A 15050-nucleotide genomic window follows, 5' to 3' on the forward strand; every position below is an offset into this window, starting at 1 on the left:
CCGCCTTTGTCGCTGAGGGGCGAGCGGTAGGCGGACGTGGATGGCCAGCCAAACGCCGGCGGCGCCGAGCTAATGTCTGAAAGTTGACACTTGGTTGCCAGGACCGGCCGGCCATCACGGATGGCGCTCATCCGATGTTACGAACGGCCCCAAGACTGGAGCGGATCAGGAAACCAGCGCGAGCCGCCAGCCCATAAAGCAAAAGAACAGCATGAACAGCGCGCCCCCGGCGAACCGCAGAACGTAGCGAACCCGCTGGGGTGTCAGCTTGATCATAAGGGCCCTCTAGCTAGCGAGAAGACCAGTTCTGGCGAGATCCTGACATACGGACGCTGCTCGCCCACCTCATGCGGATCCTGCCACGAGGCGGTCGGCGCCTTGCTGTAAGCGGAGGAGCCGGTGGCCGGTCGCGCAGACGTTGGCGCAGGCGCGAACACTGAAGCTCCCTTCTAAGGCTACGGCGTCCGAGTGATTGACGGCGCAACCGCGTGGGAGGAGGCTCAGCGTGGGGGCGGCTACGGAGTTAGCCACCATGAGCGACTTCGATCACATCCTGAACTGGAAGCTCCTTCGCGGTTCACACCCCTTCCCCGGCCCAGAGGGAGGCACCTGCATCAATGAGGCGGCCATTGTCGCGTGCGGGTTCGGCTACCGGCCCGTGCGTTCGGTACACGCCATGCCCGCATGCTTCTCCCGCCCGATCTGTGAGCTTGCCATGCAGCTGAATGACAACGCGACGAACACGCAGCGACAGCGCCTGATGCCGTTCGTGACGCGGCTGGCCTGTGCGGACAAGCCAGGGGTTGAGCAAGAGCGGGCCCGTTATATCGAGGCACATATCGGTTCCCCACTGTTCCCGGATTTTTTCAGCTTCGACAAAGGGCTAGAAGCTCTCGAAGGTGCGCTCGCTATTGGGCAGCAAGCGGATCCGCTCGGCCTGGATGAGGCCGCAAGCCGGCTGGACGCGGTGCGCTGTTCAGCCAAGCTGTCGAAGAAGCCCTCTAGCTCTTTGCCTGCGAAGGTGAAGGGATGGTGGGGCCTGCAACAGGCGCTTGAGAACGTAGGGTGATACCCAGCTGCGGGACGGTGCTGCGGAAACTCAGGCGTCAGATCAGGACGCCCGTAGGAAGGGCCTGTCGCACACAGGAACAGGCTCGCGTTCATGGGGTGTTAGGCATACCGACCCAGCTTGCCGCTCCGCTCCGGAGCCGCCCCATGATCCTCCTCGCCCTCAAGCTGAAGTGAGAAGCTCGCGGGGACTTCAACGGCCGGACTTCCTATGCGGCTAGTGTACCCAGCTCGCGGTCTCGACGGCGTGGAGCACGATGAACTCGGAGCACAACTGCTCCAGGTCGTTGCGAGGCTCCAGCTCCGGCTGATCGTGCTTGGCAGTTGCCCACGCCTCAACCGCGGCCTCGGCGCCCAGGTACACCGCCATCTCTTGCGTGCGCGAACGGGCTGGCCCGAAGCCGAGTCGGTCTCCAACCTCGCGCTCCACGGCCGCCATCGCCTCAAGAATGCGGAAATGGGTGATGTGCATCTCGGTCATGCTGACACTCCGCTCGACAGGGGTGTCTCGGATGCTCGCAGTTGGGCGCTCATGGCTTTGAACCGGCCGTGGACGCGATGCCAGACGTCCGAAAGCTCGCACGAGACGAGCATAGCATGAAAGCTGTCCGTCACGCAGGTGCGGGCGACGCTGAGGATGCCGGTTGGCCGAGAGATCCGCTAGTCTCGTGCAGGCTTCGGCTCCGGCTTGGCGGCTCGCGTCAGGCTCTGGATCGCTCGCGGCGGCCGACCGGCTTTCTCGGCGATCTCCGCCTCTTGTTTCTCGATGAGATCGCGGGCCGGCTGGTCGCCATCCAAGCCGCCGAGGATATCCATCGGCACACGCCGGTTCGAGGCACGGCTGCCGTCCTCGAACATGACATCGAACAGGACGGTGCCCCGGTCCTGCGGGAGCAACTTCACGCGCTTGGCCATGCCGGGCTGATACGCCGGCAAACACAGCAGCACCAGATCACCAAACAGTCGCGGCGATACTGGCGCCGCGCGGGGCGCAGAAGACCGACTCCTAGCGCGTTGAGGGAGACGGACCTTCAAACGACGGCTCGTCCGGCGCTGGCTCGCAGTCCACGCGGCGATCAGCGCCTTGCTCGACATAGCCGAGCCGCCCGACGTCGCCATCGTGCGGGCGACGCTGCAAATCTCAGCGTGACGTTACTCGATCTGAGCATCCACGCCCGCCCCGACAGCGGGGGGGCATATCTGCGAGCGAGCGTGGAAGGCCAGCGAGACCGTCGAGAACTCGCCGACAAGCTCGGCGATAATCGACATGCCTTGCTGGATTATGTCCGCCCAGTCGACGCAGATGCAGCGCGCAGGCGTCCAGGATCAGTGCCGGGATTTCGGCGGAGCGCTGGTGAAACACGCGATGCCGGCGGTCTCCAAAATGCTGATGAAGGCGGCATACGCGTCCGCTTCCGTTGCGAACGTCTGCGGCCACTTCCTGCAGCCGCCAGTTAGGTGGACCACCTCTAGGCGCCAGCGATCCTGCGTTTCGGCATATCGGTAGATTTCGACATCGACGAACGTCTCGCCATCCAGCGTGAATGGACCTGACAGTCGAGAGTGCTCAAATTCGCGTTCCTCGGGATCCATGCCCATCATCCAAGAGGTTCCAGGCTATCCGCATTTCATCGCCGCTCCGGACCTCACCGGATCTGCTCACCCGGTGAGCCCACCCGGCGAACCCCTATAAGATACCAAGACCGAAACCGGATATGCTCACCGGGTTTTCAGAAGCGCGCCGAAGCTCCGTCGAGACCTGCTCAAGCTCAGCCGTGGCGGACTACGTATCTGCACGATTTTCTATTTCGGCTTGCGTCATTCGGGTGATGATCCCTCAGCACAGGCGAACAGAGGAGCTTGTGCGATGGACTGGCACGATCAGCAGGACCTGGTGAAATACCGGCGCCGGAAGCGGAAGCAGCGGGAGTACCAGCAGGGCTATCGAGAGCGCCTGAAGGAGGCGAAGACACCCGAGCGCGACGACATCGCGGCCGAGCTGATGCGGGTGTTCCTGGCCACCGTGGCCGTCGATCACGGCAAGGTCGCGGACCTCAGCCGAGCGCTCTTCAGCGGCCTGCAGGGGCGCGGCTACGACCGAGCTGCGTCTGTCGGACAGGTGAAAGCGATGGCGCGGCGGGTTCAGGCGAAGCTTCGGAGCCAGAGCGTGGCGGCTGCGGAGTAGGCGCACCGAAAGCTGCCGCCTGCCACACCCCTGAACGTTGACTTAACTGTGCCGCCCGGCCGACATGCCATGTCCGGCTACGCATCGCCTCGCGCGAGTCGCCGGAGCAACCAGGAGCACCGACCGCCGCAGTAGGACCCTGAAAAGCCAACAGCCCCGACCCGGCAAGGTCGAGGCTGTCGAAATCGAGATGGCCTGTGGGCCCGTTTTCCAACCCCCACAAGCCATGAAGCGCCCTCGGGCGTCAAGTCAGAACCCCGGTTCTGGCAACGATACCGGCTTGTCTTGAACGGAGCGCACAGCCTGCGCCGCCGAATGTCCCTCTGTGGCCCTGTGGATAAGGGCCGAGACACGTGTTTGCAGACGAGATCCGCCGCGCGATCGAGGCGGCCGACCGAATCACCCTGCCGTCCGTGACGGCGCTGCTGTGGCGCGCCTACGGGGAGGGGAAGGTCACGGAGTCCGAGGCCGAGGCCCTGTCCGGTCTTATTGACGCACGGCGTGTCTCGAACGGTGGACAGACTGTAGGACGAGAGCCGAACCCAAGAGAAACAGATACGGTTATAATTACAGTTAAGCCAGAAAATTGCATTAAAAATCCATATCGGCCCCGAGTCGGGTCGCGCCCCCGGACGGATGCCAGCATGGAGCGCCGTCGCCGCTGGGCCGCCTCGGGGCGGCTCCCACCGGGGCTCGCGGCCCGGTTCACGCTGGCCGAGCAGGCGGTCCTCGCCCTCGTGGCGGCCGAGACCGTGCGTCGGAAGGACTGCCGGCTGGCGGTCGGCCACCTCGCGGCAATCGTGGGCGTGGCCGAGACCACCGTGCGCAACGCCATCCGCGAGGCCACGAAGCTCGGGCTCGTGACGGTGGAGGAGCGCCGGGTCACGGGTTTTCGCAACGACACCAACATCGTGCGCATCGTCTCACCCGAGTGGACTGCCTGGCTACGGCTGGCTCGCCGGTCCCCCATTTCTGGGAGCGGGCTTTCGCTCGCGGTTGAGCAAAAGGGGGGAGGGTGCAAATCCCCGCAGCGCACGCCTACTCAAGTTCCAGAATCGGGAAGAACGGTGGCAATGGCGGGGTCGCGAGGGCGACCTGCACCTCCGAATCCGCCATTCCAAGCAGTGTCGCGGACGGAAGACGCATGACCCCGCCGCTCTGCTGTGGAAGGCGACGCGCCGGGGCCACGCTGATGGAAAGGAAGAAGCTGCCGGAGGGCAGCGGGCGACCTTAACCGATGAGAGTTCCGAGATTCGGCGCAGGCGGTATCAGCGGGCGAACAGTCTGTTGATCTGATGCACCACTATCGATTCTGTGTAGCCCTCCGGCACCCTGACGGTACGCTCGACGCGCCTATGCGCGAGGAGAGCATCATGGCCAGGGATGCGGCCGAGGCCATTGAGGCGGCCAAGCGCATGCACGTCGACATGATCGGCACCGGCACGAATTCGATCTACCTGACCGACCCGGCGGGGCACGTGATCTGGTCGCTGCGCCTCGGAGAGGTTTGGCTTGAGCGAGATTACTGATGGGCAGCGGGCGACCTCGATCGATCAGACCGGACGAGACTCCGTTCGGGTCGTGGGACTGGCCGAGCCATGGGCTGAGGATATGAAGGCGGACGATTTAGCGGACGGACGAGGTTCGTGTGATGCCACAAACTTTGCAGAGGCGCCGAGAGTGAGTACCGGAGCTGAAAGCTCGCAGCCCGACATCGTGGGCACGGATGCAGAAAGCCCCACTCTCCCTGAGGAAGTTCGCCAACACCTCGGGCGCCTGCTCGCTTCCGCCTACGATGTGGCGAACACCCGGCCGAGCACGACCGAGCGCTTCGCCGACCTCCTTGCCAGGCTTGAGGCCACGCTGGATGAGGCAAGCCGCCGCGACACTGCTGAGTTTCAGGCCCAGCTTCTCGCTGTGGCGCCCGCTCTACGCCGGTTTGCCCTCTCACTGAGCCATGATCCCGCCACCGCTGATGACTTGGTGCAGGACACGTTGCTGCGCGCATGGCGGGGTCGGGGCAGCTTTAAGGTCGGTACCAACGCCGAAGCATGGCTGTTCACGATCCTGCGCAACGTGTTCTACAGCCAGCACCGCAAGCAGGGCCGTGAGGTGCGGGATGAGGATGGCAGCTATGCCGATCGGCTCACCAGCGTGCCGGAACAGGGCGGTCATCTCGACCTGCAGGACGTGCACGCCGCCCTCGACCGGCTCGCGCCGGTGATGCGGGAAGCGCTGGTCCTCGTGGCGATCGAGAACCTGAGCTACGAGGAGGCCGCCGCCGTGATGAACTGTCAGATCGGCACGGTGAAAAGCCGCGTCTGGCGCGCTCGCGAGAAGCTCGCCCGGATGCTCGGCTACACGGGCGCGGAGATCGGCAGCGACGACGTCATGTTGGCTGCCACAGGACCAGATGGCCGGAAGGCTCTCCCCCTACCCTGAGCAAAGCCGGGCCTGTGTTCTCGTCAGTGCCCCGGATGCGGCGTGCGTGTGGCAGTCTGGGCATCGTCCAGGATCGCTTCGAGGTCCTCGGCGAGTTCGTCGGCCTGTTCGGGCGTGGCGGCAAACCTGAACTGCGTGCCGTCGTCCGCCTCTAGAGTGATCTCGACGCAGGCGCCCACCTTGGCCGTCAGGGCACGTGCGAGAGTGTAGGTGACAGGCATGCCTACCTCCAGATCCTGGTAGGACAACACTGTGAGCCCCGTGAAGGTCACCAGTCAGGATGTGACTCTGGAGCGCTGGAGCATAGAGGTAACGTCGCTCTCGATCAGCGGCTGACACTCCCCCCTCGGCGATCGGACCTTGTGCGTTGCCCTGTGCGACCAATTCGGGGCCACGTCCCGTAGGAATATGGTGCAAAACGGTTCACCTCAGAGGCAGGTTTTGGATACGGAACCGTTGCAGGGGTGCCGAGGGGCAGCGGGCGACTCAAGCCGACGCGCTCGCTCCGGAATCTGCGCGGACGGTAGGACGGGTCGAGCCATGCGGTGACGGTCTGCGGCCGGACGGTGGCGAACGGAGGCGCGTTATGACCGAGGCTGATATCCGAGACGCACTCGCTGCCGTGGAGCGGGCCTTGAAGCACGCTGCGGATGCGGAGCGCTGCGCCAAGCACGGCCTCAAAGACGACGAGAGCGGGTCAGCGCATCAGGCATGGCAGTCCGCTTCGAGGGTTGTGCGCGAGCTGGACGGGCTGGAAGCCAAGCTTAGGCGATGCCTCGCGATAGACGGCTGCCATCGCTCCTAGTCGACTGCAGCCAAACGCGATGGCGAAAGCCCGCGGAGAGGCGTATCTTGAGCCGCGGGCGCACCAAGCGGACGGAGGTCGATATGACCTTCATCATCATCGGCTTGAACATGAGGGGGCCGATCCTCATCGACTGCGACACAGCTATCGGCGCGTTGGAGAAGGCGGCCGAGCTGATCCGCAACGGTTATGCTGACGTGCTGATCGCGGACGACGAGGGCGTGCAGTACGCGCCGTGTGAGTTCGTCCGCCGCTTCGACCTGTAGGTGCTTCACCTTTCTTGGTGGAGGATGGTTATGTTGTTCTTCGCTCTCCTATTCGCGGGTCTCGCCGTGTTCGGCGCATGCGTCGGCTTCGGCACCATTGGCCGGCCGATGTACGGGCAGGCGCTCAACAGCTACGGCTGGGCACTCTCCATCAACGGCGCGGCCCTTGCCGCCTACTTCGTGCTCACGCAAGCACGGCGAGCGCTACGGGTGCGGCATGGCGCAACCACGAGTGCGAACCGCTCGCCGCCAACGTCATTGTTAGATTGAGGCGCCATCTCCATTCCGTGCGTGTCCGAAGATCCTTCAAGGAGAGGCACATGCCGAGGATCAGCGTGAAGCTCGCCGGCGACGGCACCCACATGGTCGTGCGGGACCACGATCCCGTTGCGTGTGGGATGAGCCTCGATGAGGCGGAGAACTTCGTGACCTTCCTGCGGATGTTGGCGCGCGTGCGGCGGACCCGTTGCCTATCCGAGGCGGTGCGGAGCCGCGGCGCTCCAGTAGCCTAACGCCACTCATCGGGTCGAGCGCGTCTCGCCAAAGGCGATGGCGCGCGGACGGAAGTCGGCATGACCTTCATCGTCACAGGCTTAAGCGAAACGGGACCGGCCCTGCTCGGATATAAATCGGAGGTCGGGGCGCTGGAGAAGCCGCAGAGCTGATCCGTGCCGGCTTCGTCCAGGTCCTGATCGCGGATGGCCAAGGCGTCCAGTACCCCCCCCTGCGAGTTCGTCCGGCTATTCCGCCTGTAGCTCCCGTCAGCCTCTAGCCAGCGCTGGCAGCGGCCCTTGTCGCGGCGGGCTTACTGTCGAGACCACGCACCGGCTGGTGCGGTGCGTGGCAGCCCGCAGCAGTGTCGGGGCTTAGCGGTAGCGGCGATGATAGTGCCGGCGATGGTAGCGACGACCATGGCGGTACCGGCGCGGGCCAACCCCGAGGGCGCCGTTTACAGTGCCGACACCGGCGCCTACCGCGCCGCCGACGATCCCGCCGACCGGACCGGCGGCACGGCTACCGCGGGCTGCACCTTCCTCAGCACCGCCGATGAGACCCTGTGCCTGTGCTCCGGAGGACAGGGCGAACCCTGCGAGGAAGAGAGCGGCGAGGAGGGCAGGTTTGCGCATGATCGAGGTTCCGTGCTGCGGCGGGACTGCCGCCAGCTTCGCGCAGTAAGGGCTGCCAGCGTAGAATGGTTGCAGTGGCGCCTGACGGACCTAGAGACGAGAAGGCCCACTCCCCAGGAGGGACGCGAAGAGCGGGTCTCGTGCGACATCGACCCAACTGGCAGACCGCGGCCGTCCGGTGCCGTCCGGTCAGGCGTAGGGCCCACTAAACAGGTCTCCGAGCGCCTTCTTGCGGAACAGCGTGTGCCACCGCCGCCGCCGATGCTCCGGGCGATCGTGGATCATGTGGCATCGCTGACAGAACGCCGCGAGGTTGGCGTTCGCGTTGTTCGCGGTGTCGTGGTTCCGGTGCGCAGTGGCCAGGAACACCTGGGTCCGGCGAGCGCGACCGAGGATGTCAGCCTCCAGTCCCAGCCGTATCCGCCTGCCCAGGCCATCCCGCCACCGGCCTACCTCTGCATCCCACCAGCGGCCATCGCCGAGGTGGTAGACCATCCGCCCGTGCGGCCGACCACAACCCTCGCAGCATCCACCAGCCCGCCGGAACCGGATCACGGCCGAGAGCTGTGGCCAGTCTATGGGGTAGAAATAGCGGTGCTCGGGTCGGATCGGCATGCTGGTGCACTGCTCTGCTAACGGTGACCAATTCGTTGCGGTGCAGTATCGATTGAAGCCACTCCTGCGGGATCAGTAGTGAGCTGACGGCGTTCCCACCATTACTGACAAATATCCTCGGAGCATCGCCATGGGCCTCACCGCGTTTGTCGTCTTCGTCGTCCCATGGGTGATGCTTGCGGTGTTTCTCACGCGGGCCCCTTCGGTCCTTCGTCTGGGCGCTGTCTCGGCTCCATGGCGATACATCCCGACCCGTAAAGAGTGGGCTCAAGACGACCGGCGCGCGACGCACCCGCACGATACGCGCACCTCGGATACTGGCGGCATTTCGAACCAGGACCGGCACGGCCCGGCCGATCCGCCTCAGGCCGGGGCGCTGGGCACTGGCATGGAACCCACCGAGCCAGACGACAAGGTTAGCTAGCGTCCGCCTACGGGAGACGCATTTCTACCAGGCGAACCTGTAACGGTCCCACGCTGCTCTGCCGCCAAGCGTGACGCGTGGCGGGCCGAGGCTGAGCGCATGGAGGCTCTCGCCGTTGAAGGGCCGGGGGTCAGCAAATCGCCCAGAACAGCGGCAGCGCGGCCGCCAAGAAGAAGGCCGAGGAAAGGAGCACGGCAAAGCGCTCGCGATGGTGAAGGACGAAGGCGTGAGGGCTGGCGAACATGGCGAGGCCGGATCGGACGAGAGGACATCACGCTCGCTCCTGAACCTTGACGGATCGGAGGCGCTTGGCGCTGTCCACAGGTGATGGTCGATCCCTGTCGCTACCGTGCCACATCCTTTTGGATGTGCTCAGGCGCACGTCGCGGATGTCAGCACTGGCATACCAAGTTCCTCGGGCCGTCTTCCCCCTCGGCGGCCCGATCCATCGGCGCAGTGACCTTCTGGGTTGCTGCGCCGTTGTCGTTTAAGGCTACCCACAGAGCTGGCGGCACTCTTTGCGGGCTGCCTCTATCTGCCGATCGAGGTAGCCGGCGAGGTCCATGAGGCCGACGCCCTTCGCGCACTTCGCGCTGGCCTCGATCCGCACGAGAGGCAGGGCAATTTCACCGGCCGATATCTTCCGGATCAGCTTCTCCGGCGTCAGGTGCCGGAAGTAGTCGGCGCACACCGTCTCAATCGGAATCAGCGGCATCCCACGATAGCGGGCCATCAGGAGCCACGTCGTATCCGACATGCTGGACACGTTGAAGGCCTGGACGGGTGCCTTGGTTCGCGAGGTACGGGTCTTCATGGTCTCCTCCGCGAGGTGAGGCTCTTAGCGCTTCCGCGTGATGTTTGCGGCTGCGAGCCGACCGTCTGCCTCTGCTTCGTCCAGGATCCGTTTCGCCCTCTCCGTAGGGCTGCCACCCCGCTTCCGGGCCTCCTCTAACTCGATGAAAAGGCGGTCCATGATCGGGGCGTACTGCTCGCCGTACTTCTCGACGAGATAGGCTGAGAAGAGGGTTGCCTCCTCGATCTCGGCGAGCGTCGGCTCACGGTTTTGGAAGCGTCGTTTCCACCGCACCGCGCTTGGCTGTTGCCTCGGCACCTGCGCCTCCTAGGCTGGAACCGAGGCTCATCAGAACGGATCAGTAAGGCTGTCGGCAAGCCGGAATGTAACGCCCGCTTCGATCAGCGGCTGACCATTCCCCCGACCATTCCCCCCGTTACTCCTAGTCATCGGCTGATCGGAGCGCCTGCGCTTCCCGGTCAAGCGCTTGAAGGGCTTGCCCTCCGGGCCGAGGTGTTTGCCCGCCTCGTACCAGCGGCGGGCGAGCCAGCCATTCAGGCTGTCCAGGGTGCCGCGGCTATCCTTCAGGAATGCGGCGTTCGCCTCGACCAGGTCGAAGCCCGCGTGTCCCATGAGGGCCACCATCTGCGCCTGAATGCTCGTCCGCAGGGGCTTCTTGGTGTCTTCGTCGCTGAAGAGCCCTAGAACGACGTAGTAGGCAGCGCGGCCGAGATCATCCCGGCCCGGTGCATCCCGCTTCTTGCGCTTTGCGACGCTCCTCGCCTGCGCCTCGGCGCGCTTCCGCTTGTGGCGGACGGTGTAGATATCGTCGTCGGACATGGCCTTGGGTCTCCGATGGATGGATCCCAAGCCTCCGTCCGGCGGACGAAAGTCGCCATGCCGAAAACGCCGGTCAGCAGCCGATTTATTTTTGCGCCCGAACCGGGTTTTCCGCCTTCCGGACCTTGCGACTTTCCCGCTGCGCCCGCCGTCAGCCCGACGTCGTGCTGACATCAGCGAGTGTGGAGGACCCCGCTCGACACCGCCCCCGTCGATGTCCATTTTGAATGCATGACCACCGGCCTCACCCTCGGAGCGCTTATCGGGCCGATTGCAACCGCGACGATCATCAATGTCGTCTTGTTCGCCGGCCTATGGCGCGGTCATCAGCGCGGACGTCATGAGGGCCGGCTGCCCGGGGCCTATTGGGCGAGTCTCGTGGCCTACATGGGCGCCGTTGGGCTGTACGCTTACCTGCACGGCCAACAGCCAGTTTCGAGCGGGTTGGACCTCTTCGCTGCGGCAGTCGCAAGCGAGGCTGCCGGCGTCGTCATCACCTACGGCATTGTCTACAGCTTCATCCTGTCCCGCGGACGCCCTTGGTCCGAGCGTGCTTGGCCAATGGTGTGCGCGCTGGTTCTTACGGCCGGCATGATCGGTGCTATCTTCACGACCTGACGACGGGCGAGCGCACTACAGGTAATCTCGGCCTCTCGCACTGAGTCGGTGAGGAGGTTGTCGTTGCCTAAACAGCAAGAGAATGATGAGTTTCAGGACCTAGTTGAGGCGTTCCGCAACGTGGCCGCAGACAACATGGCCCAAGGTCTGATCGTCGAATGGCTTCTTTGTCGATAGCTAAAGCAATACCCTAAGGAAATACGAGGCGAGGTCGCGGAAAGCCTTAAGGCGTCCGGTCGGAATACAACCTCATTTTCGCAGCTTCGAGCCTCTGATGCCATGTCGGAGATGCTGTCTGACGTGGCCGTAGGAATGTTTGGAGCGCTCGACGGGCTCGTTGACCGAGCGATGGCGCGGGCTGAGGCGTCAGAGCCCAAGCAGGGATAGCCGGGCCAAACGCATCGATTTCAGCGCGCGCCGCAGCCAAGAGATCTGTGTTGCTCATGCCATCCATCACCGCTGCCCCAACGCCAAACCCTCGCCCGTCGCGAACTGCCCGAGCGGCAGCATGGGAGGGGGCGCCAGAAGCCGCGGCGCGCCGCCCTCGAAAGACCGGCGGGCCGACGCTGCGCCGATCCCGCCCATGATGGCCCGCTGCCCAACTTTGGCGCCGTAGGTGCCAGCCGCCGCGGGCAGGCCTCCAACCTTGAATGCGATCGCGCCGGCGATCAGGTCCATGGCCTTCGCGACGGCCTTGCGGCCCGCCTCCCCGGCCGCGCCGGGCTTGATCGTCCCGTCCGGCCGCACCGTGGCCTGCAGCGCGCCCGCGAACCGGCGCAGGTGCCCCAACTCCTCCGGACTGAACAGGGTCGAGGCCACGCCCTTCCCCGCCCCATCCGTGAAGTCGCGCAGACCAGCGACCATCTTCGTGGCCGGCATCGCCGGATCCATGAGCCGTTGCACGGCCGCCTGCCGAAGCCCCGCCCATTCTTGGCTGTCCGCCCCGAGGAATGCCCTGGCAGCCCGCGCCTCGCTCGCCGCGCCGGGCTTGGCGCCGATCATCCCCGAGGAGCCGAACAGGCTTCGGCCGACGGCATTCGGATCAAAGCCGGTCCGCTCCAGGTCGGCAGCCCAGGTCGGGGTTGGCCGACCCGCATTCTCGGCCTGCTGCACCGCGGCCCGCAACTGTCCGAGGCCCGCGCGCTGCTCCTGGCTCAGGAAGGGCGTCAGGCTCCGGCCTTCGCCGCGCAGCAGGTAATCTAGCCGCCGGCCGAGATCGGCGCCCTCGCCGCCGAGATGCCGGGCGATGAGACCGCGCTGCACGGCCGCCCACGGCTCGCTGTCCGCGCCGACAGCATCACGCAGGCGGGTGAGGGTCTGGACCTGACCGCCCGTGACCCGGCCCGTGCCAGGCGAGCCGAACAGCATCGCGGCGACCTCGTTCGGGCTTGCATCCCGCTCCACGATGCGCCGCAGGTTCGCGCCGGCCGTGTCGCCGGGACCGCGAGGCTTGAAGGTCTGCTGGTACTCGCGGAACAGCCCTCGGGCTCGCTGCATCGCCTCCAGGGGGGCCGTGTCGCCGATCGGCAGGGCGTCCGTCGCGGCTGGAGCCGTGGCGCCGTCGAACGGCACCGCATCAGGAGCTGCCCGACCGCCACCGGCGCCGCCGGCATCGCGCCCGAGCACGGCCGCTTCGTAGGCGTCGGCGCCAGTATCGTGCTCGCCCCGGAACAGCCGCTGCGCCGCGTCGTCGAGGTGCGCGGGATCCATGTCGCGCGGCCGAACCCCAACCGAGGCCAAGTCGTCGACTACCTGCTGGCGGAACGGGGCGATGCGCTCGGCATAGGCTGCGGACTGATCCGCTATCCGGCCACCTAGGTCGGCAGGAGCGCCGCCGCGGGACAGGTCGGCGAGGCGGTAGACCGGCTGCCCGGATCGCTCCATGCCGATCAGGTCGTGCACCTCGTCGCCGATCCGGCGCGAGATCATGCCGTCCGCGCTATCGGGGCGGAGGAAGCCCTCGGACGCGAGCTGATCGCGGAAGTCCTCGATAGGGCGTCCAGCCCGGCGCCCGAGCGGACCATAGGGCGTCATCACCCGGCCGAGGTCCGTGGCGCGGGCATCCCCGTCGAGCGCGATCCCGCCGTTGCGGGCGAGGTAGTGGGTCAGCGGCTCAGATTTGCCCGCAGGAGCCCCGCCAGCGGCCGGGAGCGACGAGGACGGAGCGTCGAGGCTCGCGGCTCCGGGAAAGCCGTCAGCGGCCGAGCTTGCAGCCCTGACGGGCGCCTGCTGGCCGAACAGCCCTACCGACATCGCGTCCTGCGCGTGGTTGTCGAACTCGGACAGGATCCGGTCGACGGCACGGCGGTCGGTAGGGTTCTGGCCGGTTGTGCCCCGGTAGGCGACGATCCGCTTCCGTACCTGGTCGAGCTGCTGGAGGTTCGGCCCCTCGCCCGGTTGCAGGTTGAACAGGCCGGGGAGCGCGTCGAGGTCGCCGATGGCCCGCGTCGCAGCCGGCGTCAGCACCGGGTCGAGCGGCACGTCGGCGCCGAGGCGGTCCCGCACCCGAGACCCGAGCCGGTCGAGCGCACCGGGCGCGAAGGTGCCGGGGATCTGGGCGACATCGTCATAGGCGCCGCGGTAGGCGGTGCGACCCTGCGCTGCCGCGTCCCGCACGCCCTGCGCCGCCAGCGTGGCCGCGTCGAGGGCATCGGTCTCGCCACGCCCACGCACGGCCCGCAGAGCGTCGTCCTGCACCCGCTGCGCCACGCTCGCCCGCTCGGCTTCGGCCTGGGCCGCCTGCCGGGCCCGGTCCGCTACGGCCTCGAAGGCTTCCTGCGGGCGCTCGATGCGGGGCGCGTTACCGGCCGCCATCCCGAGGAAGCGGTCTCGGTTTGCCGTGAGCGCGTCGGCCTGACGTCCGGCGAACTCCTCGCCGATCTGCTGCGCCCGCGGCCCGGACTGACCAGCAAGGGCACGCCCCTCCTGTGCCAGCGCTTGCGGATCGGCCGTGGCCTGCCCCCGAGACAGCGGCAGCCCAAACTCGGCAGCCTGTGCCTCGCGCGCCGCCGCGACCGACGGACCCTTGGCCGCAAACGTGGTCTCGATGTGCTGCGCCAGTTCGGGCGTGATGGCAGCCGGGTCCACCCCGGCCTCACGTAGGGCCGCGGTCGCCTGGTCCATCAGGGCGCCGTCAGAGGTGCGGAAGGGGGCATTGCGAGCGAACAGTCGCGAGACCACGGGTGCGGCTCTGTCGATGATGGCGCCACCGACACCACCGAGAGCACCGCCGGCCAGTCCTGCCACGGTGGCTCGTCCCAAATCCTTGCTGTCCGCAGCTTCCGCCGCCGCACCGTAGAGGCCACCCGACAGGGCTGCCTGCCCGATCCGCCCGACGTCGGCCACACGCCCGACCGGCGGCAAGGCTACCGCCCCGCCGACGATGCCGCCCACGGTCCCGGCCAAGGCTGTCTTCGGATACTGCCGCGCCAGCGCGTCCTCGACATCCGAGACATAGCGGTAGCTATCGCCGAACGACTTGCCCGAGCGCAGCGCCTCAATCCCCGCCATGGCGTTCCGCGGCAGGTTCAGGCCGATGGCGTTCGCGCCACGAAAGAGACCGGCGTCGATCTGGTTCTCGGTCGATGGCTTCCCGATCAGCGCCTCGTCTGCTGTCCGGCGCAGGGCCGAGCCTTCCGGGGTCGAGGTGTCCAAGGTGGACGCCATCGGGCCGCTGCCAAACCGCTCCGAGAACGAGGCCGGCTGACGCTGGCCGCCGCCTGAGCGAGACGCCTTGAAGGCCTGGAACTCAGCCGGATCGAAGGCATCGGCCGCAGGTGCCGCGGCGGGCGCATCCTGCGCGGGGGCGGACAACCCCGCCTTGAAGGCCTGGAACTCAGCGGGATCGAACGCGATGCCTGCCGCCAT

19 protein-coding genes are annotated in these 15050 nt (G+C 66.4%); 10 read left to right on the plus strand and 9 right to left on the minus strand.

All coding sequences use genetic code 11. From position 1 onward, the window contains the following. Positions 1-532: 532 nt before the first annotated feature. Positions 533-1069: a hypothetical protein gene (locus Q8W67_RS24080; protein ID WP_305550384.1), complete on the plus strand. Its 537-nt coding sequence runs from the start codon at positions 533-535 to the stop codon at positions 1067-1069. A gap of 216 nt (positions 1070-1285) precedes the next feature. Here Q8W67_RS24080 and Q8W67_RS24085 read toward each other — a convergent pair whose 3' ends face one another. From Q8W67_RS24085 to Q8W67_RS24095, 3 genes are all read right to left on the minus strand, one after another. Next, positions 1286-1549: a hypothetical protein gene (locus tag Q8W67_RS24085; protein WP_305550385.1), complete on the minus strand. Its 264-nt coding sequence runs from the start codon at positions 1547-1549 to the stop codon at positions 1286-1288. Between the two features lie 179 nt (positions 1550-1728). Continuing rightward, on the minus strand, positions 1729-1983 hold the full coding sequence (locus tag Q8W67_RS24090) for a hypothetical protein (protein ID WP_305550419.1): 255 nt from the start codon (positions 1981-1983) through the stop codon (positions 1729-1731). A gap of 411 nt (positions 1984-2394) precedes the next feature. Next, positions 2395-2661, minus strand: coding sequence for a hypothetical protein (locus tag Q8W67_RS24095; RefSeq protein WP_305550386.1), 267 nt, complete (start codon positions 2659-2661; stop codon positions 2395-2397). Positions 2662-2935: 274 nt separating this feature from the next. Here Q8W67_RS24095 and Q8W67_RS24100 point away from each other — a divergent pair, with 274 nt between their 5' ends. From Q8W67_RS24100 to Q8W67_RS24115, 4 genes are all read left to right on the plus strand, one after another. Then, on the plus strand, positions 2936-3253 hold the full coding sequence (locus tag Q8W67_RS24100) for a hypothetical protein (protein ID WP_305550387.1): 318 nt from the start codon (positions 2936-2938) through the stop codon (positions 3251-3253). Positions 3254-3606: 353 nt separating this feature from the next. Continuing rightward, complete coding sequence (locus Q8W67_RS24105; RefSeq protein WP_370693946.1) at positions 3607-4401, plus strand: helix-turn-helix domain-containing protein; 795 nt, start codon at positions 3607-3609, stop codon at positions 4399-4401. A gap of 225 nt (positions 4402-4626) precedes the next feature. Beyond that, on the plus strand, positions 4627-4782 hold the full coding sequence (locus Q8W67_RS24110) for a hypothetical protein (protein ID WP_305550388.1): 156 nt from the start codon (positions 4627-4629) through the stop codon (positions 4780-4782). After that, a complete protein-coding gene (locus Q8W67_RS24115) occupies positions 4766-5695 on the plus strand; it encodes a sigma-70 family RNA polymerase sigma factor (protein WP_305550389.1) in 930 nt (309 codons plus the stop codon). Before Q8W67_RS24110 ends, Q8W67_RS24115 begins: the two co-directional genes overlap by 17 nt. 23 nt (positions 5696-5718) lie before the next feature. Here the strand turns inward: Q8W67_RS24115 and Q8W67_RS24120 are convergent, their stop codons facing one another. Then, positions 5719-5916, minus strand: coding sequence for a hypothetical protein (locus Q8W67_RS24120; RefSeq protein ID WP_305550390.1), 198 nt, complete (start codon positions 5914-5916; stop codon positions 5719-5721). Positions 5917-6583: 667 nt separating this feature from the next. Between Q8W67_RS24120 and Q8W67_RS24125 the strand changes: the two genes are divergently transcribed. Genes Q8W67_RS24125 through Q8W67_RS24135 form a run of 3 tightly spaced genes read left to right on the plus strand, consistent with a single transcriptional unit; the run spans position 6584 to position 7278 of the window. Continuing rightward, complete coding sequence (locus Q8W67_RS24125; RefSeq protein WP_305550391.1) at positions 6584-6766, plus strand: hypothetical protein; 183 nt, start codon at positions 6584-6586, stop codon at positions 6764-6766. A gap of 30 nt (positions 6767-6796) precedes the next feature. Further along, positions 6797-7036 (plus strand): hypothetical protein, encoded by a 240-nt coding sequence (locus Q8W67_RS24130; protein ID WP_305550392.1) that lies wholly within the window; start codon positions 6797-6799, stop codon positions 7034-7036. A 50-nt stretch (positions 7037-7086) separates the two neighbouring features. Further along, positions 7087-7278, plus strand: a complete 192-nt coding sequence (locus Q8W67_RS24135) for a hypothetical protein (protein WP_305550393.1) — start codon at positions 7087-7089, stop codon at positions 7276-7278. An 804-nt stretch (positions 7279-8082) separates the two neighbouring features. On the opposite strand, the gene Q8W67_RS24145 is transcribed toward Q8W67_RS24135, so the two are convergent. After that, positions 8083-8508: a hypothetical protein gene (locus tag Q8W67_RS24145; protein ID WP_305550395.1), complete on the minus strand. Its 426-nt coding sequence runs from the start codon at positions 8506-8508 to the stop codon at positions 8083-8085. Positions 8509-8638: 130 nt separating this feature from the next. On the opposite strand from Q8W67_RS24145, the gene Q8W67_RS24150 reads away from it, so the two are divergent. Beyond that, on the plus strand, positions 8639-8932 hold the full coding sequence (locus Q8W67_RS24150) for a hypothetical protein (protein ID WP_305550396.1): 294 nt from the start codon (positions 8639-8641) through the stop codon (positions 8930-8932). 493 nt (positions 8933-9425) lie between these two features. On the opposite strand, the gene Q8W67_RS24155 is transcribed toward Q8W67_RS24150, so the two are convergent. Genes Q8W67_RS24155 through Q8W67_RS24165 form a run of 3 tightly spaced genes read right to left on the minus strand, consistent with a single transcriptional unit; the run spans position 9426 to position 10565 of the window. Then, the gene (locus Q8W67_RS24155; RefSeq protein ID WP_370693947.1) at positions 9426-9746 is read right to left on the minus strand and encodes a pyocin activator PrtN family protein; all 321 of its coding nucleotides are present in this window, start codon (positions 9744-9746) and stop codon (positions 9426-9428) included. Positions 9747-9770: 24 nt separating this feature from the next. Then, positions 9771-10043, minus strand: coding sequence for a hypothetical protein (locus Q8W67_RS24160; protein ID WP_305550397.1), 273 nt, complete (start codon positions 10041-10043; stop codon positions 9771-9773). 30 nt (positions 10044-10073) lie between these two features. Continuing rightward, the gene (locus tag Q8W67_RS24165) at positions 10074-10565 is read right to left on the minus strand and encodes a hypothetical protein (protein WP_305550398.1); all 492 of its coding nucleotides are present in this window, start codon (positions 10563-10565) and stop codon (positions 10074-10076) included. Between the two features lie 231 nt (positions 10566-10796). On the opposite strand from Q8W67_RS24165, the gene Q8W67_RS24170 reads away from it, so the two are divergent. Further along, the gene (locus tag Q8W67_RS24170; protein WP_305550399.1) at positions 10797-11183 is read left to right on the plus strand and encodes a hypothetical protein; all 387 of its coding nucleotides are present in this window, start codon (positions 10797-10799) and stop codon (positions 11181-11183) included. Between the two features lie 453 nt (positions 11184-11636). Here Q8W67_RS24170 and Q8W67_RS24175 read toward each other — a convergent pair whose 3' ends face one another. Beyond that, entirely contained in the window at positions 11637-15050 is a 3414-nt protein-coding gene (locus tag Q8W67_RS24175; RefSeq protein WP_305550400.1) for a hypothetical protein, read from the minus strand.

Source organism: Methylobacterium sp. NEAU K (assembly GCF_030700285.1).
Taxonomy (GTDB): domain Bacteria; phylum Pseudomonadota; class Alphaproteobacteria; order Rhizobiales; family Beijerinckiaceae; genus Methylobacterium.

Excerpts from the sequence above, each read along its gene's own strand:
- Q8W67_RS24080 (WP_305550384.1), top strand. The coding sequence starts at position 533 with ATGAGCGACTTCGATCACATCCTGAACTGGAAGCTCCTTCGCGGTTCA.
- Q8W67_RS24085 (WP_305550385.1), bottom strand. The coding sequence starts at position 1,549 with ATGACCGAGATGCACATCACCCATTTCCGCATTCTTGAGGCGATGGCG.
- Q8W67_RS24090 (WP_305550419.1), bottom strand. The coding sequence starts at position 1,983 with ATGGCCAAGCGCGTGAAGTTGCTCCCGCAGGACCGGGGCACCGTCCTG.
- Q8W67_RS24095 (WP_305550386.1), bottom strand. The coding sequence starts at position 2,661 with ATGGATCCCGAGGAACGCGAATTTGAGCACTCTCGACTGTCAGGTCCA.
- Q8W67_RS24100 (WP_305550387.1), top strand. The coding sequence starts at position 2,936 with ATGGACTGGCACGATCAGCAGGACCTGGTGAAATACCGGCGCCGGAAG.
- Q8W67_RS24110 (WP_305550388.1), top strand. The coding sequence starts at position 4,627 with ATGGCCAGGGATGCGGCCGAGGCCATTGAGGCGGCCAAGCGCATGCAC.
- Q8W67_RS24120 (WP_305550390.1), bottom strand. The coding sequence starts at position 5,916 with ATGCCTGTCACCTACACTCTCGCACGTGCCCTGACGGCCAAGGTGGGC.
- Q8W67_RS24125 (WP_305550391.1), top strand. The coding sequence starts at position 6,584 with ATGACCTTCATCATCATCGGCTTGAACATGAGGGGGCCGATCCTCATC.
- Q8W67_RS24130 (WP_305550392.1), top strand. The coding sequence starts at position 6,797 with ATGTTGTTCTTCGCTCTCCTATTCGCGGGTCTCGCCGTGTTCGGCGCA.
- Q8W67_RS24135 (WP_305550393.1), top strand. The coding sequence starts at position 7,087 with ATGCCGAGGATCAGCGTGAAGCTCGCCGGCGACGGCACCCACATGGTC.
- Q8W67_RS24145 (WP_305550395.1), bottom strand. The coding sequence starts at position 8,508 with ATGCCGATCCGACCCGAGCACCGCTATTTCTACCCCATAGACTGGCCA.
- Q8W67_RS24150 (WP_305550396.1), top strand. The coding sequence starts at position 8,639 with ATGGGCCTCACCGCGTTTGTCGTCTTCGTCGTCCCATGGGTGATGCTT.
- Q8W67_RS24155 (WP_370693947.1), bottom strand. The coding sequence starts at position 9,746 with ATGAAGACCCGTACCTCGCGAACCAAGGCACCCGTCCAGGCCTTCAAC.
- Q8W67_RS24165 (WP_305550398.1), bottom strand. The coding sequence starts at position 10,565 with ATGTCCGACGACGATATCTACACCGTCCGCCACAAGCGGAAGCGCGCC.
- Q8W67_RS24170 (WP_305550399.1), top strand. The coding sequence starts at position 10,797 with ATGACCACCGGCCTCACCCTCGGAGCGCTTATCGGGCCGATTGCAACC.
- Q8W67_RS24175 (WP_305550400.1), bottom strand. The coding sequence starts at position 15,050 with ATGGCGGCAGGCATCGCGTTCGATCCCGCTGAGTTCCAGGCCTTCAAG.